At 37.9% G+C, this 21,871-nt stretch carries 20 protein-coding genes, 1 pseudogene and 1 riboswitch; of the genes and pseudogenes, 13 read left to right on the top strand and 8 right to left on the bottom strand.

The genetic code is table 11. The annotated features are described in order from the left end of the window. The first annotated feature begins 2 nt into the window (after positions 1-2). The 4 genes from groES to AAV98_RS17235 all read left to right on the top strand — a co-directional run bounded on the left by groES (position 3) and on the right by AAV98_RS17235 (position 4,790). The gene (groES, locus tag AAV98_RS17250) at positions 3-290 is read left to right on the top strand and encodes a co-chaperone GroES (protein WP_060666775.1); all 288 of its coding nucleotides are present in this window, start codon (positions 3-5) and stop codon (positions 288-290) included. Between the two features lie 234 nt (positions 291-524). Further along, positions 525-2,156 carry a chaperonin GroEL gene (groL, locus tag AAV98_RS17245; protein ID WP_060666774.1) on the top strand — a complete coding sequence of 544 codons (1,632 nt, stop codon included), beginning with the start codon at positions 525-527 and terminating at the stop codon, positions 2,154-2,156. 764 nt (positions 2,157-2,920) lie between these two features. Beyond that, on the top strand, positions 2,921-3,916 hold the full coding sequence (locus AAV98_RS17240) for a DUF4917 family protein (protein WP_060666773.1): 996 nt from the start codon (positions 2,921-2,923) through the stop codon (positions 3,914-3,916). Between the two features lie 25 nt (positions 3,917-3,941). Continuing rightward, positions 3,942-4,790 carry a hypothetical protein gene (locus tag AAV98_RS17235; RefSeq protein ID WP_060666772.1) on the top strand — a complete coding sequence of 283 codons (849 nt, stop codon included), beginning with the start codon at positions 3,942-3,944 and terminating at the stop codon, positions 4,788-4,790. A 366-nt stretch (positions 4,791-5,156) separates the two neighbouring features. Here the strand turns inward: AAV98_RS17235 and AAV98_RS17230 are convergent, their stop codons facing one another. Next, on the bottom strand, positions 5,157-7,091 hold the full coding sequence (locus tag AAV98_RS17230) for a DUF2075 domain-containing protein (RefSeq protein WP_060666771.1): 1,935 nt from the start codon (positions 7,089-7,091) through the stop codon (positions 5,157-5,159). A 223-nt stretch (positions 7,092-7,314) separates the two neighbouring features. Here AAV98_RS17230 and AAV98_RS17225 point away from each other — a divergent pair, with 223 nt between their 5' ends. From AAV98_RS17225 to AAV98_RS17210, 4 genes are all read left to right on the top strand, one after another. Then, on the top strand, positions 7,315-9,228 hold the full coding sequence (locus tag AAV98_RS17225; protein WP_060666770.1) for a TerB N-terminal domain-containing protein: 1,914 nt from the start codon (positions 7,315-7,317) through the stop codon (positions 9,226-9,228). Positions 9,229-9,231: 3 nt separating this feature from the next. Continuing rightward, a complete protein-coding gene (locus AAV98_RS17220; protein ID WP_060666769.1) occupies positions 9,232-10,551 on the top strand; it encodes an ATP-binding protein in 1,320 nt (439 codons plus the stop codon). A 3-nt stretch (positions 10,552-10,554) separates the two neighbouring features. Beyond that, positions 10,555-12,708 carry a DEAD/DEAH box helicase gene (locus tag AAV98_RS17215; RefSeq protein ID WP_060666768.1) on the top strand — a complete coding sequence of 718 codons (2,154 nt, stop codon included), beginning with the start codon at positions 10,555-10,557 and terminating at the stop codon, positions 12,706-12,708. Positions 12,709-12,956: 248 nt separating this feature from the next. Further along, positions 12,957-13,664: a M48 family metallopeptidase gene (locus tag AAV98_RS17210; protein ID WP_060666767.1), complete on the top strand. Its 708-nt coding sequence runs from the start codon at positions 12,957-12,959 to the stop codon at positions 13,662-13,664. A gap of 121 nt (positions 13,665-13,785) precedes the next feature. Here the strand turns inward: AAV98_RS17210 and AAV98_RS17205 are convergent, their stop codons facing one another. Further along, positions 13,786-14,013 (bottom strand): hypothetical protein, encoded by a 228-nt coding sequence (locus AAV98_RS17205; protein WP_060666766.1) that lies wholly within the window; start codon positions 14,011-14,013, stop codon positions 13,786-13,788. Between the two features lie 130 nt (positions 14,014-14,143). Between AAV98_RS17205 and corA the strand changes: the two genes are divergently transcribed. Continuing rightward, on the top strand, positions 14,144-15,103 hold the full coding sequence (gene corA / locus AAV98_RS17200) for a magnesium/cobalt transporter CorA (RefSeq protein WP_060666765.1): 960 nt from the start codon (positions 14,144-14,146) through the stop codon (positions 15,101-15,103). 91 nt (positions 15,104-15,194) lie between these two features. On the opposite strand, the gene AAV98_RS17195 is transcribed toward corA, so the two are convergent. The 5 genes from AAV98_RS17195 to AAV98_RS17180 all read right to left on the bottom strand — a co-directional run bounded on the left by AAV98_RS17195 (position 15,195) and on the right by AAV98_RS17180 (position 18,376). Further along, complete coding sequence (locus AAV98_RS17195; protein WP_060666764.1) at positions 15,195-15,539, bottom strand: hypothetical protein; 345 nt, start codon at positions 15,537-15,539, stop codon at positions 15,195-15,197. A gap of 135 nt (positions 15,540-15,674) precedes the next feature. Further along, positions 15,675-16,658: a GMP reductase gene (gene guaC / locus AAV98_RS17190; protein WP_060666763.1), complete on the bottom strand. Its 984-nt coding sequence runs from the start codon at positions 16,656-16,658 to the stop codon at positions 15,675-15,677. A gap of 78 nt (positions 16,659-16,736) precedes the next feature. Next, positions 16,737-16,836, bottom strand: a riboswitch (purine riboswitch). 230 nt (positions 16,837-17,066) lie between these two features. Next, a complete protein-coding gene (locus AAV98_RS20075; RefSeq protein WP_082380942.1) occupies positions 17,067-17,228 on the bottom strand; it encodes a DUF1540 domain-containing protein in 162 nt (53 codons plus the stop codon). A 314-nt stretch (positions 17,229-17,542) separates the two neighbouring features. Beyond that, positions 17,543-18,139 carry an STAS domain-containing protein gene (locus AAV98_RS17185; protein WP_331456876.1) on the bottom strand — a complete coding sequence of 199 codons (597 nt, stop codon included), beginning with the start codon at positions 18,137-18,139 and terminating at the stop codon, positions 17,543-17,545. A 33-nt stretch (positions 18,140-18,172) separates the two neighbouring features. Next, complete coding sequence (locus AAV98_RS17180) at positions 18,173-18,376, bottom strand: hypothetical protein (RefSeq protein WP_060666761.1); 204 nt, start codon at positions 18,374-18,376, stop codon at positions 18,173-18,175. 117 nt (positions 18,377-18,493) lie between these two features. On the opposite strand from AAV98_RS17180, the pseudogene AAV98_RS20770 reads away from it, so the two are divergent. Next, positions 18,494-18,712 (top strand): annotated as a pseudogene (locus AAV98_RS20770) (ABC transporter ATP-binding protein); the annotation flags it as partial. A gap of 542 nt (positions 18,713-19,254) precedes the next feature. Here the strand turns inward: AAV98_RS20770 and AAV98_RS17170 are convergent. Then, positions 19,255-19,896 carry a hypothetical protein gene (locus tag AAV98_RS17170; protein WP_060666793.1) on the bottom strand — a complete coding sequence of 214 codons (642 nt, stop codon included), beginning with the start codon at positions 19,894-19,896 and terminating at the stop codon, positions 19,255-19,257. 311 nt (positions 19,897-20,207) lie between these two features. Between AAV98_RS17170 and AAV98_RS17165 the strand changes: the two genes are divergently transcribed. The 3 genes from AAV98_RS17165 (at position 20,208) to AAV98_RS17155 (ending at position 21,836) form a co-directional block, all read left to right on the top strand. After that, complete coding sequence (locus AAV98_RS17165; protein ID WP_060666759.1) at positions 20,208-20,759, top strand: HD domain-containing protein; 552 nt, start codon at positions 20,208-20,210, stop codon at positions 20,757-20,759. Between the two features lie 163 nt (positions 20,760-20,922). Next, complete coding sequence (locus tag AAV98_RS17160) at positions 20,923-21,447, top strand: hypothetical protein (RefSeq protein WP_060666758.1); 525 nt, start codon at positions 20,923-20,925, stop codon at positions 21,445-21,447. A gap of 140 nt (positions 21,448-21,587) precedes the next feature. Continuing rightward, positions 21,588-21,836 (top strand): hypothetical protein, encoded by a 249-nt coding sequence (locus tag AAV98_RS17155; RefSeq protein WP_156317843.1) that lies wholly within the window; start codon positions 21,588-21,590, stop codon positions 21,834-21,836. Positions 21,837-21,871: the final 35 nt, after the last annotated feature.

Raw genomic sequence — 21,871 nt, 5'->3', positions numbered from 1 at the left:
TCATGTTAAAGCCATTAGGCGATCGCATTGTAATTGAACTTGTTCAATCAGAGGAAAAAACGGCAAGTGGTATCGTATTACCGGACTCTGCGAAAGAAAAACCTCAAGAAGGTAAAGTAGTAGCAGTTGGATCTGGTCGCGTACTAGAAAGCGGAGAGCGTGTAGCACTTGAAGTAGCACAAGGCGACAGCGTAATCTTCTCTAAATACGCAGGAACTGAAGTGAAATTCGAAGGAAAAGAACTTCTTATCCTAAAAGAAACAGACGTACTTGCAGTAGTAAGCAAATAATCTAATCATCAAAGCGGAGAGCTAACCGAACTAGCCCCGCATCTTATAAAATTTCAAACTGGTTGATTGTAGCGGAAGGTGTGAGACTCCAGCGGGAGGTAGCGGTAGCTTGAGACCCCGCAAGGAAGTGAGGAGGCTCAAGCACACGCCCCGCGGAAAGCGAACACTTGCAGCGAAAATCAACCGAGCAGTAACAAAAATAAATTCTAATTTTCCTAAGGAGGTCTATCTATCATGGCAAAAGAAATTAAGTTCAGTGAAGAAGCCCGTCGCTCCATGCTTCGCGGTGTAGACAAACTAGCTGATGCAGTGAAAGTAACATTAGGACCAAAAGGACGTAACGTAGTACTTGAAAAGAAATTCGGTTCTCCACTAATCACAAATGATGGTGTAACGATTGCGAAAGAAATCGAATTAGAAGACGCGTTCGAAAACATGGGTGCGAAACTTGTAGCTGAAGTTGCAAGCAAAACAAACGACGTTGCTGGTGACGGTACTACAACTGCGACAGTTCTTGCGCAAGCAATGATCCGCGAAGGATTAAAGAACGTTACAGCTGGAGCGAACCCAATGGGCGTTCGTAAAGGTATCGAAAAAGCGGTTGCTGTAGCAATCGAAGAATTAAAAACAATTTCTAAGCCAATCGAAGGCAAAGCTTCCATCGCACAAGTTGCAGCGATCTCTGCAGCAGACGAAGAAGTAGGTCAATTGATTGCAGAAGCTATGGAGCGCGTTGGGAACGACGGCGTTATCACTCTAGAAGAATCCAAAGGCTTCACTACAGAGCTTGAAGTAGTAGAAGGTATGCAATTCGACCGTGGATATGCATCTCCATACATGGTAACAGACTCTGACAAAATGGAAGCTGTTCTTGAAAACCCTTATGTGTTAATCACAGATAAGAAAATCACGAACATCCAAGAAATCCTTCCAGTTCTTGAGCAAGTAGTACAACAAGGCAAGCCGTTGTTACTGATTGCAGAAGATGTAGAAGGCGAAGCGTTGGCTACATTAGTAGTGAACAAATTACGTGGAACATTCAATGCAGTAGCAGTTAAAGCTCCTGGATTCGGTGACCGTCGTAAAGCAATGCTTCAAGACATCGCAGTACTAACTGGCGGAGAAGTGATCACAGAAGAACTAGGTCTTGACCTAAAAACTGCGAACATCAGCCAATTAGGACGCGCTGACAAAATCGTTGTAACTAAAGAAAACACGACAGTTGTAAACGGACACGGCAACACAGACGAGATCCAAGCTCGCGTTGGCCAAATCCGTGCACAATTAGAAGATACAACTTCTGAATTCGACCGTGAAAAATTACAAGAGCGCCTAGCTAAAATCGCTGGTGGCGTAGCTGTAATCAAAGTTGGAGCGGCGACAGAAACAGAACTAAAAGAGCGTAAACTTCGCATTGAAGATGCTCTTAACTCCACACGTGCTGCTGTTGAAGAAGGAATCGTAGCCGGTGGTGGTACAGCATTCGTAAACATCTACAACAAAGTAGCAGAAATCCAAGCAGAAGGCGACGAAGCAACAGGTGTTAACATCGTTCTTCGCGCAATGGAAGAGCCTGTACGCCAAATCGCGCACAACGCTGGCCTAGAAGGATCTGTTATCGTAGATCGTCTAAAGAAAGAAGAAATCGGAGTTGGATTCAACGCAGCAACAGGCGAATGGGTAAACATGCTTGACGCTGGTATCGTTGACCCAACCAAAGTATCTCGTTCCGCACTACAAAACGCAGCTTCCGTATCTGCGATGTTCCTAACTACCGAAGCAGTAGTAGCAGACATCCCAGAAGAAAACGCTGGCGGCGGCATGCCTGACATGGGCGGCATGGGTGGAATGGGCGGAATGATGTAACCTGCCGAACGTTCACTCTTGTGAAGAAGTTCGATGTATAAGTAGTTAGTAAGAATAAGACTACTTCCTAGTTAAAGGAGGTAGTCTTTTTTGTGTTGTTAAAGTTCGCATATCAAGAATTTATTGATTACTAAGGTGAATAAATCCACATACATTGAGTTAAAAGAATATTAGGAAAAAGGGTCTGTATTTGAAAGGGGTAGAAATCATTACCTTGTGATTAATGAGAAAATTCGATTAGGAGAATTCCCCCCCGAAAATTGAGTTATATAATGTCAAAATAGATCAAACTATTAGAAGACCTAAAAGAATTAATTTCACTTAGGTTTTTTGTTTGCGTAGAAGTATCGTAAATTGCTACCACAATCAATACGGTAAGGCAGCTTACTCAAATGTGAAGTAGAGGCACAATAAGGTTGCCCTTTAATTAATTAGTAAAATAATTACTTCAGTTTATGTTGGTTGCGACTCTACCCCACTTAACTGGTGATGATAGGAAAAAATCCTAATTTTTGTTAAAATAACATCCTGAGGTGGTCCCATGGCAATGAATGGAGAAAAAATAATAGAGACATACATGCCGGTAGTAAATGAAGTTTCCGAAATGTATGAGATTGCTAGTAACTTCTGAAACCCATTAATAATAACGTGATATTTTTATAGAGAATAGCCGTCTTTCAATGTTTAAGGCAAAATAAGGAAAACGGTGTTATAATTTGAGTATAAGTGTCGATGGGAAATTCTATATATGTGGGGTGCTTTCATTGGAGGACTATAGTCAATTATATCAATCTCATAATGACTACTTCTTATTTGGGAACGGGTTATCAATTGGTTTTTGTGAAAGTTTTAAATATTCGTCTCTTTATAAGGTTTGTAGTGGCGAAGAAGACGGCTTCGACGCAATATTTTCAGATAAAGAGATAGAGTTGTTTAATGGATTTAGGACAGAGAACTTTGAATGGGTCTTATATGCACTGAACTTAGCGGAAGACGTGAATGCTATTGTTGAAGTTGATGGGAAACCAATTAGAGAACATTATAACAATATAAAGCAAGCACTCCTGAAGGCTGTTCATAAAGTACATATTAAATATGAAGATACGGACTTTGAGGAGATAGAACTCCTGAATAACCTCTTTAAGAAATTCAACAAAGGAATCTTTACAACAAACTATGACTTAATACCTTATTGGACGTTAAACCACAACACAGATGGATTATGTGATGTATTCTTCGGAAGTAATTCTACCTTTGATGTTACAAATACGGAAGTTAGGGATTATAATACTCCGATATACTTTCTTCATGGGGCTTTACATTTGTACCGTGAGGATGGAGTTACTATAAAGTTAAGAAGGAATCAGGGCACTGATTTATTGACAAGAATAGAACAAACTATGACTGAAAGTAAAACCCCACTGTTTGTATCAGAAGGAAGGAACGAACAGAAATTAAAGAGTATAGCCTCCAACGATTATTTAAATCATTGCTATAACCAATTAAAGAATGCCAGTGGGGGAATAACGATTTTTGGAAGTAGGCTAGGTAGTGAGGATAAACATATTATAGAAGCTATAAAACACTCAAACATTAGAAATATTGCTTATTCGATATATATGAATAATGATGAAGTAACGAGAGAAATAGAAGTAACAGTGGCTAAAATCAGACGTGAATTTGCACACAAGAATGTGAAATTTTTCAAACATGGTAGTTTCTTAGACTACTTTAAAAAAGAAATACAGGTTAATCAATAATTGTAGTTAGAAAGAGGGTCAAACTATGCGTGAGAAAAAGGAAGGGTTCCCTACCGAGAAAGACTTCTTTTATGTTGTATGTTTTTTAGTAATTTCATTAATATTTGTTATTTCAGGAAGACTTGCCGATAATGTACAAGTTGTAGCATATATAGGTTTTGCAGGTACAATCGTTTCAATTTTATTAGCGGTGATAGCTATAATTTATTCATTCTATCAAAGTAGTACATATGAAAATGCCACTCATAAATTGGACGTATCGGCTTCTAAGATTGAACAGATAACCAATGAGTTATCTAAAGTATCCGGTATCAGTGGTAACGTTGAAGATCTAAAGAGAACCGTCGATGTTATCAATAGTATGGTTTCTAATATAGAAGCTAATATATATGACCAATTAAACATTAAGCCAAATAAATGCCATTCCTATGGTAACATGAATTTTCAATCGCATAATTCGGACCATATAAAAAGTGAGGATGTTGAGTTTAGCTACAATAAAGAATATTTCACGAAAGTTGCGAGTAACCTTACCGTATTAGCTGCAGTAGTTGTTGTATGGATTCAAAAGGCTGATAAGTATAAGGTTAATTTTAATATAAAAGACTGCACTCGTTTCTTTTTGGAATACGTGATGTTTGAAGAAAGGGATACTTCAAGATTTTTAGGTATAGAAAATGCGATAAATGGGCTACTCATAGCGTATGAACATTTGTTTTTCTTTGATTTAAAGAAAGTAGATAATAGTGAATTTGAAGTGCGTTCTTTTAATAAGCATTTTGCAGAAGTAATTGATGAAGGTCAAACACAAATCAGTTTACTCGAAGAACATTTCAATGAAATGGATAAATTAATAAAACGAAATAAATATTAAAATATATAGGATTATCAAAACGCTACTTTATAACTAGCTACAACTACTTTATACTTTTTTAAAAATTTTAAACGGAAGAAGCAGGGGACGGACTTCTGCTTCGTTTCTTTCTTTAATTACTGGAACTCACGAAATACTTGCACGAAGTAGGTTTTTCTAACAACTAGTGTGAAAGAAAGTGAATACCTCACTAGTCTATCTATTCGATAAGAAACCGTAAAGTAAGGAAGCAAAGGACCTTCCCTCTGGTTTAAAATTTAACCGGAGTATCTCCGCTTATTATAAGAATCAAGAGGACTAGTTTCCTCGACCAGTTTTCACTTAGAGTAAAGACGGGCTGAGGACCCTGCCTCTCCAAACCTTCCCTCAACTTTTATACTTACCTCGATCCTCCGCAACCATCCCAACCTTAGGCGACAAATCCTCATAGACTCCTGATCTATTCAACCGTTCCCTAAAATACGCATTCAATTCAGGATTAGTACAGAAAATAAAGCAACCTTTTTGCCCCCTCGTCATAAGCGTCCTATAGGTATTTCTAATAATTTGGTCTGCTAGTGCCTGAGCTTTATCCGGATTTTCTTTTGCTAGGGTCTTGATTCCCTTAAGCGACTGATCTGTTTTTGCTCGTTTTTTATAATCTGTCACAACCTGGTCATTTTTAAAGGAAAGGTCTGGGCCAATGATTACTCCAACATAGTCAAACTCTAGGCCCTGAGAGGTATGGATGCAGCCAGCTTCGGTGACGGAATCTGGTTCGATTGCCCAGATGCTGTCATTGAGGTTCCAACTGATACTAAAATCGTGTTCAGGAATCTCGATGTCTTTGTGAAGCGTATTATTTCGGCCGTTTTTTGGCCATTCCCAACAGTAACCTGCCAAAATACGTGATTTATTGTTTTTCTTATTGAGCTTTTCTATTTCTTTTAGCATGGAATTCGGATCATCGAAAATGCGGAAGTCGTAATCCACTCCGCGGTCGTTTGCATTGGCTGTTTTCTTAATTTGAAGAACATCATCCAGCCACGCCATATATGCATCCGAACCATCACAGCGGAATTGTGAAGATAGCTTTCCTTGAATCAGCTCGGCACCTAATTCATGCGAGTATTTTTTTATGAGGTCAATACTGCCAATGTCTTTAAGTGTTACCTTTTGATTCTCATCAATAAAGAAAATAGTGAATTTAGAGGAATGAATGACTTCTTTAATTTGGTTATCGCCTTTATTGCTGAAGAGGCCTGATTTTTCATTCAGCCGGTGTGCTTCATCAATAATAAGAATATCAAATTCTTTCTCATCAGATTCCGTAAAGCTACCAGATCCTTTAAACAGGTTGTCTATTTGTGTTTTCTTGATTGTCCCTTTTAGTTTAGATGCGTACACATTGCGAGGAGCCGAATTCTTGGATACGTACATTGCAGTTAATCCTTGGTTAATAAGATTCACTAGCAGGTTAATTGCCATAACGGACTTTCCGGTTCCAGGTCCACCTTCAATAATCATGACACTCTTTTGGTTATTTTTTATGCTCCCCAGTGCTAACTGGTAGGCATCCTCATAGAACACTTTTTGTTCATCAATTAATACAAATTCTTGGTTTCCTTTCAGCAAGCTAGCAAGGGAGTCTTGCAACGACTTGGAAGGTCTTATTTTTCCGTGCTCAATCTGATAGATTAGCTGATTACGGTCACCAAAGCGCACGTATTTCTTGATAAAACCCCTTAATTGCTGAATTTCACCTTTTCCAAAGACAGGTGCTTTAGCTAAATGATCCGCATAGTGGGGATCCATTATAGGATCGTTCTCTATTTTTCGGTAATTATGTAAATAAGCACATGGATTCAACACAATATGCTGATCCTGCACATTTTGATTAAAGTCTTCGATTAAGGCTGCGTATGACCAAGCCTGATAAGAAGGGTGCGTCACAGTCCGCAAACTACCCCCAAGGTAAGTGGAGACAAGGGCATCCTTGGTCACTACCTTCTCCACCTCTGACCACTGCTTCAGCTCCACAATCACCACATGATCCTGCTCACCATCGTGGCCGGCTATTAGAAAATCCACACGCTTTGAGGTATTGGGAATCTTAAATTCTATTGCGACAGATGTATCACTAGGAATCTCTTGATCCTGCAAAACATTCGACATTCGATGGAGAGAATTCTCCCAAGAGTTAATTTCACTTTTGCCTGTGCGGCCAATTTTATTTTGATAGGACTCGTATAAACGTTCTACTAGAAGTTCATTTGTAACATCGGATATAAACTCGGTTTTGGTAGCTTCGTAAATGATCAAGGGGTTCACCTCAGGGATTGGTTGTTTTGTTATTAGTTTATCATTTATTGGAAGGAGTAGTAATAAAATACAGAAAAACAAAAATATATAGGAATAAAGGAGAATATAAAAACAATACTCATATTTGTTTTAATTATCTAAAACTATTTATTTAAGCGTCTTTGTAAGGTATGATTTTATATATATGTAAATTTTTAGAATCTTATATATAGGAGGTAATAGAATGAATCAAAAATCAAAGACGACCGGCTATCTCTTGGCATTTTTTCTTGGAGGTATAGGCGCACATCTTTTTTATTACAAAAAGTATATCAGGGGACTTATTTATTTAATTTTTTGCTGGACATATATCCCAATATTATTAGGTTGGATTGATATGATTTTTATTAAGAAATGGCACAATCAGTTAGATTCAACATCTGAAAATAAACCGTTAAAGAGACCCTCACCAGTTAATGTATCTGTTCAGCCGACACCTCAAGAGAATAAACCAAAAATCCAAAATCCAACTTCACTATTCGTAAAACCTTTTTACAATGAGAAAGAAATCATTTTACCTAAGTACGCTAGTTTAGAAACGTCAGATTCTATCCTAAAAAGTGTAAATGAAGTACTAAACCCAAAAAAATCTACAAGGAATTCTGGAAGTGTTCGCGTTGAGTTTTCCTACTCTCATTCCCATGCAGATTTTATTAGAAAATCAAATAACTATAAAAATCGAACCCAAGGACCAACCAAAGAAATTCCATTACAAGCATATTGGACAACTTTTGACCACATGAATGACAAACAACTAAAATGGTATTTCCACTGGAGAGAAGAAGCGCTTAAAGGAAATTATTTAGAAGTAGATCTCAGTTACATTTTTGTATTTGTATATGAACTTATAAACTATTCCTTTAACCCTAGGGCATCTTTTAATGTCAGTATGTTAGTGCGATTATTTGAAAATTATAAAGATATGCATCCTAAGCTTTCTAACTACCTTCCCCGCTGGATTCAAGATATGTTATACGAACTCCAAGAAGAGGCATTAGCCTCAGAATGGAAATCTAGTGATTATATGCCACCGGTGTACAAAGCTATAGTCGAAGATAAAAAACCTATAGACAAAATATCTATTACGCACTGGAAGCAATATATCAATAATTACCGAGAAACAAAGTTCTTTTTAGATAATAAAAATAAAATTTATAAAGTATTTAAAAAGGGTCTGGTACTAATAGAAGAACATCACAATATAAATAATGAAAAAGTGGAACAAATATGGTTTACTAGCAAACGCGTAAGAAATGTAGCTAATTTATTTTCAGGGGCAGTAGTTGGAAGAGACAATGATCCTATCCATGTCTATCATTACGAAATCCAACCCACATCCATAATATTTGATGAAGTTACAGCACTTTTTCGAATGTCCGAAAATATCACACGTACTTTAAACGGAGAAAAAAGAGGGATAAAAGTGGAGGAAGAAGTGCTGCCAGAAGATTTTAAGACTTTATTTTTAGAGAGTTGTAAAGAAAAGGCCACAAAATCAAACGAGCGATTTAAAAGTGTTAAGGAAAAAAATAATTCAAAGACAGGAAGTGCTATTCCCCAAAAAAATGTAGAAGGAACAGCTGAAGGGATAGATGTTATATCTTCAAAATCTAAAATTGAGTTTAATGAGGAAGATATTAAACAATTAAGTAAAGAGAGTCAGCAACTACAAGAGGTTTTTAGCGGTGCTGAGAACAAAGTGGAATTGGAGTCTACTGACAAACCTGCAACTTTAATAGATAAAGGTGCAAGTGAACATCAGCCACCTAATCTTATAGTAACACCTACAATCAATACTGAATTAGACACTGGTCTGGATTCCTTATTTGCTACAAGTGATGGAGATCAAGATGAGTTTATTAACTCATTAACAGAAGCAGAAAAAGAATTTTTAAGCTTTTTCAATAACGGTGAATACTCTCAAGACGAAGCTGTTGCTTTTGTGAAGAAAAATGGGAAAATGCTAGGCTTATTTTTAAGTGAGCTGAACGAAAAAGCAAATGAACATTTGGGGGATAATATTGTGGAGTCAGAAGGGGATAACATAATCATTTTCGATGAGTTCACAGATATTGCTCAGATGTTGAAAGGAGCGTAAAGATTGAATATAAAGAAGCGAGACTCATCCTCTATAATTAATTCCCTTTCTGGGGGAGTTGTTCCAAGTAGAGGGTTGCAATATATCATGGTAGGTAGGGCAGAGGAAGCCAAACAAATTCTATCGGACTTACAAAATATTAAAATGGGTTCATCGATCATAAAGCTTTTTATTGGCCCCTTTGGAAGCGGAAAGAGTTTTATACAGGCACTTATACAGCAAATTGCTTTTCAAGAGAAGTTTGTAGTTACTAAAGCAGACTTTACTCCAGAACGGCGATTATATGGAAGTGAAGGAAAAGCGGTTGCCATCTATACCGAACTTATGAAGAACATGGCAATTGGTACAGTGCCGGATGGTGGTGCTTTACCAACTATCCTCGATAAATGGATTAGTGACGTACAATCTAAAGTGGTTGTGGAGAAAAATTATGGTTCCGTAGAGTTTAATAATACTGACTTTATAAGAGATGTTGAAATTGAAATAACCAACACTGTTTCTAAAATGGATGATCTAATTGGGGGATTCGACTTTTCACGCATTTTAATACAATATTTTAAGGGTTTTGTAGAAGATAACAATGAGTTGCAACGAAAAGCTATTAAATGGTTAAGGGGAGAATATAACACTAAGACAGAGGCAAGAACAGACTTAGGGGTTCGAAATATAATTAATGATGATAACTACTACAACTACCTTAAAGTTATATCTCAATTCGTGAAGCACATTGGATATTCTGGTTTAGTGGTTAATTTGGATGAAGCTATAAACTTATATAAGATAACTCATCCCCAAACAAGGGACAAGAATTATGAGACCATTTTAAAGATTTATAATGATACCTTACAAGGGAATGTGGAAGGAATATATTTCACTGTAGGCGGGACTCCAGAATTTTTAGAGGATGAAAGGCGAGGGCTATTTAGTTACGGAGCATTAAAACGCCGGTTAGAATCTAATCGCTTTGAAACAAATGAATTTAGGGACTTATCTCAACCTGTTATTAAAATAACGCCATTAAAACATAATGAAACATTTGTTTTGTTACAAAAACTAAGTGAAATCCATGCCACTCATTATGGATACCAATCGAGTGTAACAGATGATGAAATGAAGCGCTTTATCATTCAAGAACATTCTAGACCTGGTGCGGATGAGAATTTGACAGTAGGGGACGTTATTCGTAGCTTTTTAGGAGCATTGAATATTCTTCATCAAAATCCAGAATTTAATCGAAATGATATTTTTGGAGAGAAGGAAGCACTGTCAACCCAACCCAAGAATTCTGTTATCTCTAGGTTTGCTGCTTCAGAGGGGGAATAGGGTATGACTTTCAATCTGTTATCTAAGAATATTCAAAAGAAGATATGGGATATGAAATGGGATCGATTTACTCCTATTCAAGATAGAACCATACCATTCATCATCAACTGTTCGAAAGATGTTATTGTATCATCAGGCACTGCTTCTGGTAAAACAGAGGCAGCTTTTTTGCCTATTTTATCTCTAGTGGAGAAAGAAGCATTATCCCAACTTAAGGTATTGTATATTTCTCCTTTAAAAGCATTAATCAATAATCAATTTATACGAATTGAAAAGCTTTGTGAACACACTAATATATCAATTCATAAATGGCACGGAGATGTTAGTCAGAACGTAAAAAAGAAAATATTAAAAGAACCAACTGGCATTTTGCAAATCACCCCTGAGTCAATTGAAAGTTTATTTATTAATAGGACTGAGCAAATTAGTAACCTTTTTAAGAATTTGGATTTTGTAGTTGTTGATGAAATACACTCTTTTCTTAATAATGACCGTGGTGTTCATCTGCGTTCACTTTTATCCAGGATAGAAATACTTTCTCAAAACAGACCTCGTATTATTGGATTATCCGCAACCATTGATAACTTCGAATTCATAAAAAACTGGATTAATTATACATCTCAAGAAGAAGTAGAAATTATTCATGAACAGGGAAGTGAGAAGCAGTTATTGTATTATTTAATGCACTTCCCAGAAAAAGAAGAGGATGAAGTAGGAAGTAAACTAGAGGTGTCCTTATTCGAAGACATAAGAGAACTAACACGACATCAGAAAGCAATTATTTTTTGTAATGATCGTGGATCAGTTGAAGAACTCACCGTATTCTTAAACCGTTTAGCTGAGCGTGAAAAGGTTGGAGAGACCTATTATGCTCACCATTCTTCCATAGATAAAAAAGAGCGGGAGTATGTAGAAAAAACAATGGTGGAATCTAAGATACCTAAAACCGTAATTGCTACAAGTACATTGGAGCTGGGACTGGATATTGGAGATGTAGATATAGTCATTCAATTAAACAGTACTTTTACCGTATCTTCACTTAAGCAACGACTTGGTAGGTCTGGTCGAAAGCAAAATGCAAAACAAATGCTACAGATGTACACCACAAAGAATGACAGTTTATTGCAATCACTTGCTGTAATGGAACTTGGTTTAGGTAAATGGGTTGAACCTGCATCAGGATACGCTCTTCCTTTTGATATATTGTTTCATCAAATCATCTCCATTTGCACCGAAACAAACGGGATAACAATAAGTACATTACTTGAGAAGTTAGAAAATAACCACATTTTCCATCAATTTAGCACTGTTGATGTTCAGCTGCTTATTAATCACATGTTAGAACATGACTACTTAGAGATGATTAAAGGACCTAATCAACTTATTGTAGGGTTGAATGGAGAACGTATTTTAAGAAGCCGAGATTTCTATGCAGTTTTTATTACACCTGAAGAGTATACAGTGTTTGAAGGCGTAAGAAAGATTGGAACATTAGATAAGAGTACTTTTTTAGGTACGGAAGGAGATAATATTATTCTCTCTGGGAAGATGTGGACAATAAAAATAATTGATACTGAAAAGAGTAAAATTTATGTATCAAATGCAGTGAATGGAAAACCGCCTAGATACTCTAGTAGTGGATTAAAGTTACATAAAAAAATCGGAGAGAAAATAATGGAAATCCTATGCGGAGACCACCAGTTTCACTACACAAACCAAGAAGCACTGGACTCTCTTAATGATAAAAGGCGTTTTTATCACGAAAATGAAATTCATCTTACTGAAAGAGTAATTAAAGAAGAAGAGGGTAGCTTTATAATAGAAACTTTTACTGGCACTGTAATTGCTCAAACACTAGTATGGATGCTTCGATCATTAGGGTTTAATGCGAAAATTGAGGATAGTTTAAATAGAGTTAGGCTAGAAGGACCTCTTTCAAGAGATGTTTTTAACTTTCTTAAAAATGAAGATTGGGAAGAAGCGAGGATACTACCTCATATTACAAAGGAAGAACTATTTAACTCAAAGTTCTCCCCCTACTTACCGGATACACTATTCTGGAAAATGCATACTGCACATGAAATGGACATTGAAGGTACAATTCAGTACCTTACAGATTATAAATTTAGAATAATTGATTGTAGAGCTAGAAAATAGGCCCATTATTTATACAAATAATGGGTCAAGATTGCCGATTCTCGACCTAACAGCCTAAAATAAAGAAAATAGTGGGTTAAATAGAAATATAAGGATAATAGTGTTTTGGTTGTTAAAAGAAGCAGGGGACGGACCTCTGCTTCTTTTCTTTCATCTGGAACTTGGAGTAAGGAATTAATCACCGCTACTTTTTCCATGCAAAATCAAATATAATTACTTGAAAAAGTACATTGAAGTAAGGTGATAAAATGATACATACATATTCAGGAGAAACCATCCATTTTGAGATAAAATATAAAAATCGCAAATCCATTGCAATTCGTATGGACGTTTATGGAAATGTGGAAGTCCAGGCTCCTAAAGGTACACAGGACGAGCAAGTGATTCAATTGCTGGAGGAAAGGTGGGAACTGATTCAAGAAAAATCAAAGGAGATGAAGGACAGACTGCTTGCGCAGCAGGAGAAGGAATACAGTCAGGAGGAGAGGGTTCTTTATTTAGGAAACGCCTATCCTGTAAAGGTTTATCAAGATTCCACGATTGGACAAGATTATGTCGTGTTTGATGAGAAACATATAAATGTATATGTGAAACAGGTGGAGGACGGAAGGATAAAACAAGCTTTAAAGAGATTTTATTACCAGCAATGCAAAGCTATAGTGGAGAAGAGTGTAAGATCCTATCAAAGTAACTTTAAAGTAAAACCACGTTCTATCCGTATATCTGATAGTAAGACTACATGGGGAACCTGTGATTCCCAATTACAGTTAACTTTCAATTGGAAGTTGGCGATGGCTCCGATGAAAGTAATCGATTATGTGGTAGTACACGAAATGTGCCATATGATTCATCTCAATCACGACCGCTCCTTCTGGCGACTTGTAGGAAAAATATCGCCTGATTATAAAGAGCAGGAAAATTGGTTGGCGCAGTCGAGTTGGAAGATGACTATTTAGGCAGGGGAGGCTTAGGGAAGTTTACTGCTTATACTTTTAAAAGCAGGGGGACTGTTCTAACGCTTCCTACGATTTCTAAAAGGAGCAGGAGAACCGTCCCTTTGCTTCGCCCCAAGGGTTTCTAATATCCCCAAAACCGCTGACCCGAACACCCCGGATACCCATATATATTCTGTACCGTATTCATATCATATTGCTTTAAAGCGAATTGTGAATGGTATAGATACTCCATTACTAAGAGTTTTCCGTTGGATGTCCCACATAACACCCCTGAAGTTCCGGTACCATCTAAAAACGAGACGCCAATAGGCTGATTCATTAAGTGAGGAATTTTCTGATGCCAAGGCATAGCTGACACTCCTTTCCCTCTAGTCTATAACCCATAACCCCATTAAGTGCCTGTTTGATTTTAGTACGCTACTTTTAAAACCCCACAAAACTGGGTATAAAAACCCTATACGAATGTGAGGGGAAGCCAAATGATAAGAATTGCCGGAATGACAAAAGATCATCAAATCACCAAAGATATTAGTATCAATAACCTTGATAGGGATGCATACAAATGGATCTGGGTTGACTTCAATCAACCGTCGGAAGAGGAAATAAAACATTTAGACAGTACGTTCCACTTCCACCCATTGGCCATTGAGGATTGCATACATAGATTGCAGCGGCCGAAGCTGGACCATTATGACGATCATACGTTTTTCGTGACGCACAGTATTCAACAAAGGGAAGACGAGCTTCATAAAGAGGAAGTGAATTTCTTTTTAGGGGAAAACTATGTCGTAAGTTTTCATCAGGCGCCTTCTAAAGAGGTGGATGCGGTGTGGATAAGCTTGGACAAGCCACCCAAAAACGTGGAAAGCTGGGATGAGTATTATGTGTTCTATGAAATTCTAGACGACATTGTGGATGCTTATTTTCCGTTGCTATATAAGCTGGAGGATCAGTTGGACAAAATTGAGGACAACACGCAAGAAAAATCGATGAATCAGCTGATGGATGAGCTGTTTGATACGAGGTATTCCTTATTGGACCTGCGACATACGATCAACCCGATGCGGGATCTGCTGTACCGCATGCTCAATACGCATCGCCTGGATGGGGTTATGAAAAGGAAAGAGTACTTCGCGGATATTTATGACCATCTCCTGAAACTTTCTGACATGGTTACCTCCAACCGGGAATTGACGGCGGACATTCGGGATAATTACCTTTCCTTGAACTCACATCAAGCCAACAATGTTATGAAGGTCCTTACCATCATCACGTCCATCTTTGCACCACTGACTTTTATAGCAGGTATTTACGGTATGAACTTTCAATATATGCCTGAGCTAACCTATAGATACGGGTACTTTATCGCGCTTGGAGTCATGGTCGTCATGGGGATTAGCTTGTTTATTTGGTTTAAGTGGAAGGGCTGGTTTAAATAAAAAAGCAGGGGGACAGGTAGTCGCTTTCATCCAAATCGGGTGGAAGCGGAGAACTGTCCCTCTGCTTTATTGCTTCAAGCTTCAACAATGATTATCTTACGAGCTCGACAGGTCCGTGATCATCACAGTGGTCTCCATGTACATGGTGTAATCGTCCATTTACTAAATAATCCATATGATCACCATGTGGCACTAGTTCATGGCCACAATCTTCTGAGTGATCACATCCGCATGTAATCTCGTTGCAAGTATCAGGATTCTTATCGCTTACTGGGATAATACATTCGTCCCAGTGGCCATTATGTTCATGGTGCAAGTGTCCATTATGGACATAATCTATATGGTCATTGTGACGTATTTTTGTATGACCACATGCAAGACTATGCTTGTGGGGATGGTTATCATGAACGTGATGTTCGTGTTCTTGATTATTCATTCGTATCCCTCCTTCCTTTTTTTATTTTCCCCTGTACCCTTTAAATGTAATCGGATCTATTTCATTCCAATTAAAAAAACAGCATATCTAACCCCTCTGGATTAAATATGCTGTCCTGTTTTTTTCCACTAAACCTTAATAAACCTTATCCCCATTAAAAATAGAGTTCTTCACAATCACATAATCTACGTGACGGATGGCGTCTAGAGTCGTTCCTCCAGCGTAGGAGATAGAAGACTGAAGATCTTGCTCCATTTCCGTTAGGGTATCTTGTAAGGCACCTTTATGCTCGACGAACATTTTTTTGCCTTCTACGTTTTTCTTTTCGCCTTTTTGGAATTCGGAAGCGGAGCCGAAGTATTCTTTCACTAGCTTTCCGTTTACCTCACTGGTTTCTCCTGGTGATTCTTCATGACCGGCAAAAAGGGAGCCGATCATGACCATCGTAGCACCGAAACGTACGGATTTCGCGATGTCACCGTGAGTACGGATTCCGCCATCAGCGATTATTGGTTTGCTTGCTGCTTTTGCACATAAACGAAGTGCTGCCAACTGCCAGCCACCAGTACCGAAACCTGTTTTAATTTTCGTGATACATACTTTACCAGGACCGATTCCTACCTTAGTTGCATCTGCGCCGGCATTCTCTAGTTCACGTACCGCTTCAGGCGTACCAACGTTACCAGCAATAACGAAACTCTCTGGTAAGTGTTTTTTGATATGCTGGATCATATTGATGACAGCATTGGAGTGCCCGTGGGCAATGTCGATTGTAATGAATTCAGGAGTAAGTCCCGCCCCAGCAAGCTCTTCAACGAATGAATATTCTTCTTCTTTCACCCCAACACTAATGGAAGCGTAAAGACCTTTTGCATGCATGTTCTCAATGAATGCCTGACGCTTTTGTGGCTCAAAGCGGTGCATGATGTAAAAGTAATTGTTTTCAGCAAGATAAAGGGCAATCTTTTCATCAATGATTGTTTGCATATTGGCTGGCACGACAGGAAGCTTAAAATGACGGGCAGCGAGTGTTACCGTTGTATCACACTCAGAACGGCTGTTTACTACACATTTATTTGGAACTAACTGAATATCTTCATAATCAAATACATTTTCCATGAGACACACCCCTAAAAGATTAATTTTCATAGTAATGTTCGGTTTTTACACAACAAAAAGATCCAGACTAAAAATGGGCAGAGGAATCCACCCACTCGTAGTTAGGATTTTACGGCTCCTAGTAGAAACTCTTAGACCATATCTCTAAGAATATACGAATGAAATTAAATATATAATTAAACACAACTATGATTATAAGCGAACTTTTTGGTTATGTAAATAATAAATGTTCGTATTTTAGGGGTTTGATTAAGAGATTCATGCGATTTTTATATAAAATATAGTTTTTCTATCTTTTTCCTATCTAGTAAAGATGTTTGGTAAAGGACGAATAATAATGATAATTATTATCAATACTAAAAATAGAAAAGCGACAATCACCGTCATGATTGCCGCTTTGTATAAAAGTTAGAGTCCAGCAGGTTCGAATGTTTTGCAATCTGTTTCTTCGCTGTTTGAAGCGTTACGTTCTTTGTTGTTTACAACATAGATTTGAGTTGCGCCACATTTGTTTTGAGCATTAATGTTGTGAACACAACTGCTTACTTCACATAATACATCCTGTGCCATATAAACACCTCCTTAACGTTTAGGATAAACAAGCTTTGTTCATTCTATACAGATAGAAGATTGTATACACTTCATCATAAAGTTGGGAGATTAAAATTTATTCTATATAACTATTTTTAAACAAACGTTTGTACCATTCATTATTTTCCATTGTCCCTAAGCGGTTTATATGGAATCGATAAACATCGACTATTTCCGCATTCTATATCAAAATACAAACAGTTCGTTTTTCATTAACAATAGAAAAGGCTTTATATGCCATGATATAGCATATAAAGCCTTTTATTTGTTTCTTATGACTATGAAATAACCATTTAAGAGCCTTTTCTAATTGACTGGATAGCTTGTTTAAGTGTTGATTTAAATGAAATGTCTTTGAAGGTATTTACTAATTGGTTCACTTTTTTAGCAAGATCTGGTCGAATTCCGGTAAAGATAACGCGGACTCCTACAAGTTTAAGAGAGTTGGAGATAAGCATTAAGTTTTCGACGCTTTTCGAATCGATGCGAGCGAGTCCGGATAAATCGATGATAATGTGCTCTAATTCTCCTTTTGCCGCTTCAGCCAAAGTGTGTTCGATGACCCTGGACGTACGTTCCGAATCCACCTCGCCGATAAGAGGAAGGACAGCCATATCATCAAATATTGGGACTAGAGGCACCGAGAGCATTTGTATTTGTGAATTTTTCTTTTCTAAATCCAATACGTTTCCAAGCAATTTGGCCATGGCTTTAAATAAATCCTTGTGATTTTCTGTAAAATGGAAGGGACGCAAATCCATCCCACACAAGGTACCATAATTCTCCCCATCCTTATAGTAAATGGGAACACCGATTAGCGATCCGCCCCCAAGACTTTTGGTAACTTCCATGTCTTTAGTTAGGTGAGATAAGTTCAAATCTTCAATGATAAGTGGTTCCCGACCACTTTTTACAATAAACTGTCAATAGGAATCCCTGTATAACGTTTCAAACCCTGAGGGAAGCACCACATCATTACGATTGAAGGCATGTTTAATGTTGACATCCTTTTTATCATTCTTTGCAATGAAAAAAGTGTTCACATCTACAAATTTACTAATCAACGCCAAAATTTCATCTGCCGCTTCTTCCATTGTTTCGTAAACCAAGCTATGTGTATGCGTCATCGGTATCACCTGCCTTCCTTCTTACTCCCATCCTAACTTAGATATAGGAAAAAAGATACAAAATTGCGACATTTTTTTTACATGGAAGGGAAGGAGTCGTGTGAGAGTAGCGCTGTACTAATCGTGGCGGACGAGTCCACAGGTAACTTGGATGAAGACACAGCTAAAAGTATCATCGCCTTACTTCAAAAGCTGGCTCATGAAGAAGGAAAATGCGTCATTGTCGTTACGAATTACCAAAGCATCGCGAGTAAGATAGTAGAGGAGAGAATGAGAGAAGTGGTTGTAAGTGAGTTGAAAAAATACAGAATGATGGTCAACAATAAAGAGAGTTAGTTCCACAGGGTGTAAAAAGCTACTCCAATCCCTCGAAGCCACTGAAAAACTGATAACGTAAAGTTTTTTTCAATTCCTAGCTGGTGATTGTAGCAAAAGGCGAAGACTCCTAAGGGAGATAGCGGTAGCTTGAGACCCCTCAAGCGTTTGGAGGCCACTGAAAAACTGATAACCTAAAGTTTTTATTGATTCCTAGCTGTTGATTGTAGCAGAAGGCGAAGACTCCTGAGGGAGATAAAGGTAGCTTGAGACCCCGCAGCGAATAGCGAGGAGGCTCAAGCACCTTCCCTAGGAAAGCGAAGCCATTTGCGGAAATCAACAGCGGTGTTTAATAAAATTTTAAAATCAAGGTCTTTTTCAGTGGTCTCAGCGTTTGAGAGGAGGCTCAAGCACCGCCCCTAGGAAAGCGAAGCCATTTGCGAAAATCACCAGCGGTGTTAAGTAAAATTTCAAAATCAAGCTCTTTTTCAGTGGCTTCAATCCCTAGGAGTAGCTTTTACTAAAAAAGGAATCTTTCAAATCTTACCTGTTGCTCAGAACGGTTATTTAAACTTCTCGGGAAACTGTTTCACCACACCACCAGATATCGCATCTGCCATGAGGATGATGTGCGTGACCCCTTCATCAATGGCAACGATTCTGGCATCCCAGTCTTTATTTAAGCTTGCTGTTAAGTCATCGGCTACCAACTCCAAATGCATATACATAGCTTCTTTTAAATCTTCATTGGATAAGTTCGGAATGGCTTCACTAAGGAACGCCGCTATATCATCCGCATTTCTGTACCATTCCTTGTTTAGCTGATTCACCAAGTTTTTGTCCCCATTTTTAGCGGCATCTACGATTTTTCCAGCAATAACAATATGCTCCTTAAGCAACTCCGTTAGCTTGTTTCCTGCTTCCTCTCCGTATACCGGCTTCACCGAGTTTCCAATATCCTCTTGATTTTTCAAGAGTCTGGTTAGCACCTGTTTTTGATCCTCAGCTCCTGGAGTGGTGGCGCTTGAAATATAATTACTTGTCCACAATACATGATCAATCCAAAGTCTTCTGAATTGATTTTTGAACGCTACCTCAGACTGACTAATGCAAGCTTCCTGTTTATTGGCATTGGCACTGATGGACCCAGGTAGCATGTTCACAAGAAATGGTAACATGAAGAGCACAAACAATAATTTTTTCATTCCTTCTACTCCTTTCAACATTTAAAAGCACATTCCTATTATTGTTAATTGGACATTTTTCATGCGTGTATTATAGGGTCATTAATGAGGCACATGGAATCTTTTGGATTTCATGTGTCTTTTTTAAATAATTCCGTATAAACTTAAGAGAAGAGCAGTAAGAACTGAATGCAGTTTGAATAGTAATTTTTAAACAAACGTATGATTAAATGGAATTTTTTTATTGTAAGAAAAGGCTTAAAACTAGTTCGAGAAATATCGACTATTTTCGAAAGGTATATTCAAATAACAACTAAAGGGGAGTGTAAAATATGAATGTAGTAGAGAAAGCTATTATCTTCGCTGCATCAGCACATAAGAACCAGACAAGAAAAGGGACGGAGATACCCTATATCACGCACCCTTTTGCGGTGGGAATGATGTTGCAAGGTGCAGGTTGTTCTGAAGAAGTGGTAGCTGCTGGACTTTTGCACGACACACTCGAAGATACGGATGCCACTTATGATGGTCTGGTTAAAGAGTTCGGTGGTCGTGTAGCAGATTTAGTCGTGGCTGCTTCTGAAAATGACAAAAGTCTATCATGGGAAGAAAGAAAACAGCACACCATTGATGAGTTAAAAGATGCATCCATGGAAGAAGTGCAAGTCATTGTTGCAGATAAGCTGCACAATTTACGCTCCATTCGGTCGGACATGGAAGAGCATGGGGATATCATTTGGGGGCGGTTTAATCGTGGAAAAGACAAGCAACATTGGTACTACTCAAACATTGTGAAGGCGTTAACTCCAAAGAAAGATGGATTTAAGTTGATTGGTGAACTAGAAAAGGAAGTTAGAGAAGTTTTTGGTTTTGTAGAGTCATAGAAGAAGGGGCTTGCTTAGAGGATAGGAGGACATCTCTGAGGTGGAAACGGAGGTGGTGAGGTCTTCATCCGGTCCTCCTGCATTTTCCAATTCAATATAATGGAATAAAGTCTATAACTACTTCTAATTCCCTGCTAAAATAATAAAGGAAGGAGATGGAAATATGAAAATAGTAAGAAGAGCATTATTAGTGGTTAGCTTAATGACCATAGGAAGTGTGCTGACTGCTTGTGGCGAAATAGTAGATACGATAACAGAGCATGTTGATGCGCAAGACGAACTAATTGTCTATATTGAGGATAGCAATCCAGTCATTGAAGCTGCTGTGGATGTGGAAATTGCAGCTGATGAATTTGTGTTTATGGAAGAGGATTTAGAAAGTGCATATACATATTTAGTTGAAACGACTATTCCGGCGCTTGAAAAAGTGGTAGAAGATACAGAGGCCATTGTTATTACAATGGAGGAGTTGCAACCATCACAAGATAAGTTGATTGAGGCGCATAAAAAACTGTTAGAAACCTACTCCATTTTTGCAGAAGGATATTATAACGGAGACGAAAGCTTGTTGGAAAAAGGAGATCTTCTCTACGAAGAATATGGTGAAATATATGAAGAACACGAGGTTTTGTTTACGGAATTGGCGGAAGCGTATAACTTAGAGGTCGAGATAGAGGATGTAGAGTAGTGCTTAACTGAATAGTAATTTTTAAACAAACGTTCGATTAAGCTGATTTTTTTTGTTAGGATATCGCCCTTGAAATTGTATCGATTTATATCGACTATTTTTGCATAGTATAGTAGGAAAATGTTTTATGGGATAGCTAGGTGCTTCCTCAAAACCTCACTCTCATCACTTCTACTGCATATATTGGTTCAGAGGTGATCCAAATGGGAGACATCATCCCCTATCGGGAGCGTGGCTGCAAATTAACTAAGCAAGAGTTAGAGGAATACTATTACATCAAACAACAAATAAATCAGACTAAAACATGTAGAGAGTTGTTTTATTGTAGAAGGCTGGTAAAGGAATTCAAAGCAAAAATGGCGGCTCGTTATGGACTGGATGAAAAGTAATGAACAAGGTGGTGCAATTATGCATCACCTTTAAA

It is taken from the genome of Bacillus sp. CHD6a, assembly GCF_001293645.1.
GTDB lineage: Bacteria > Bacillota > Bacilli > Bacillales > Bacillaceae_I > Sutcliffiella_A.
This window is presented reverse-complemented; position numbering and strand designations above follow the sequence as displayed.

Excerpts from the sequence above, each read along its gene's own strand:
- AAV98_RS17195 (WP_060666764.1), bottom strand. The coding sequence starts at position 15,539 with ATGAATAATCAAGAACACGAACATCACGTTCATGATAACCATCCCCAC.
- AAV98_RS17210 (WP_060666767.1), top strand. The coding sequence starts at position 12,957 with ATGATACATACATATTCAGGAGAAACCATCCATTTTGAGATAAAATAT.
- AAV98_RS17235 (WP_060666772.1), top strand. The coding sequence starts at position 3,942 with ATGCGTGAGAAAAAGGAAGGGTTCCCTACCGAGAAAGACTTCTTTTAT.
- corA (WP_060666765.1), top strand. The coding sequence starts at position 14,144 with ATGATAAGAATTGCCGGAATGACAAAAGATCATCAAATCACCAAAGAT.
- AAV98_RS17215 (WP_060666768.1), top strand. The coding sequence starts at position 10,555 with ATGACTTTCAATCTGTTATCTAAGAATATTCAAAAGAAGATATGGGAT.
- guaC (WP_060666763.1), bottom strand. The coding sequence starts at position 16,658 with ATGGAAAATGTATTTGATTATGAAGATATTCAGTTAGTTCCAAATAAA.
- AAV98_RS17180 (WP_060666761.1), bottom strand. The coding sequence starts at position 18,376 with ATGACGCATACACATAGCTTGGTTTACGAAACAATGGAAGAAGCGGCA.
- groES (WP_060666775.1), top strand. The coding sequence starts at position 3 with ATGTTAAAGCCATTAGGCGATCGCATTGTAATTGAACTTGTTCAATCA.
- AAV98_RS17225 (WP_060666770.1), top strand. The coding sequence starts at position 7,315 with ATGAATCAAAAATCAAAGACGACCGGCTATCTCTTGGCATTTTTTCTT.
- AAV98_RS17165 (WP_060666759.1), top strand. The coding sequence starts at position 20,208 with ATGAATGTAGTAGAGAAAGCTATTATCTTCGCTGCATCAGCACATAAG.
- AAV98_RS20075 (WP_082380942.1), bottom strand. The coding sequence starts at position 17,228 with ATGGCACAGGATGTATTATGTGAAGTAAGCAGTTGTGTTCACAACATT.
- AAV98_RS17160 (WP_060666758.1), top strand. The coding sequence starts at position 20,923 with ATGAAAATAGTAAGAAGAGCATTATTAGTGGTTAGCTTAATGACCATA.
- AAV98_RS17170 (WP_060666793.1), bottom strand. The coding sequence starts at position 19,896 with ATGAAAAAATTATTGTTTGTGCTCTTCATGTTACCATTTCTTGTGAAC.
- AAV98_RS17205 (WP_060666766.1), bottom strand. The coding sequence starts at position 14,013 with ATGCCTTGGCATCAGAAAATTCCTCACTTAATGAATCAGCCTATTGGC.
- groL (WP_060666774.1), top strand. The coding sequence starts at position 525 with ATGGCAAAAGAAATTAAGTTCAGTGAAGAAGCCCGTCGCTCCATGCTT.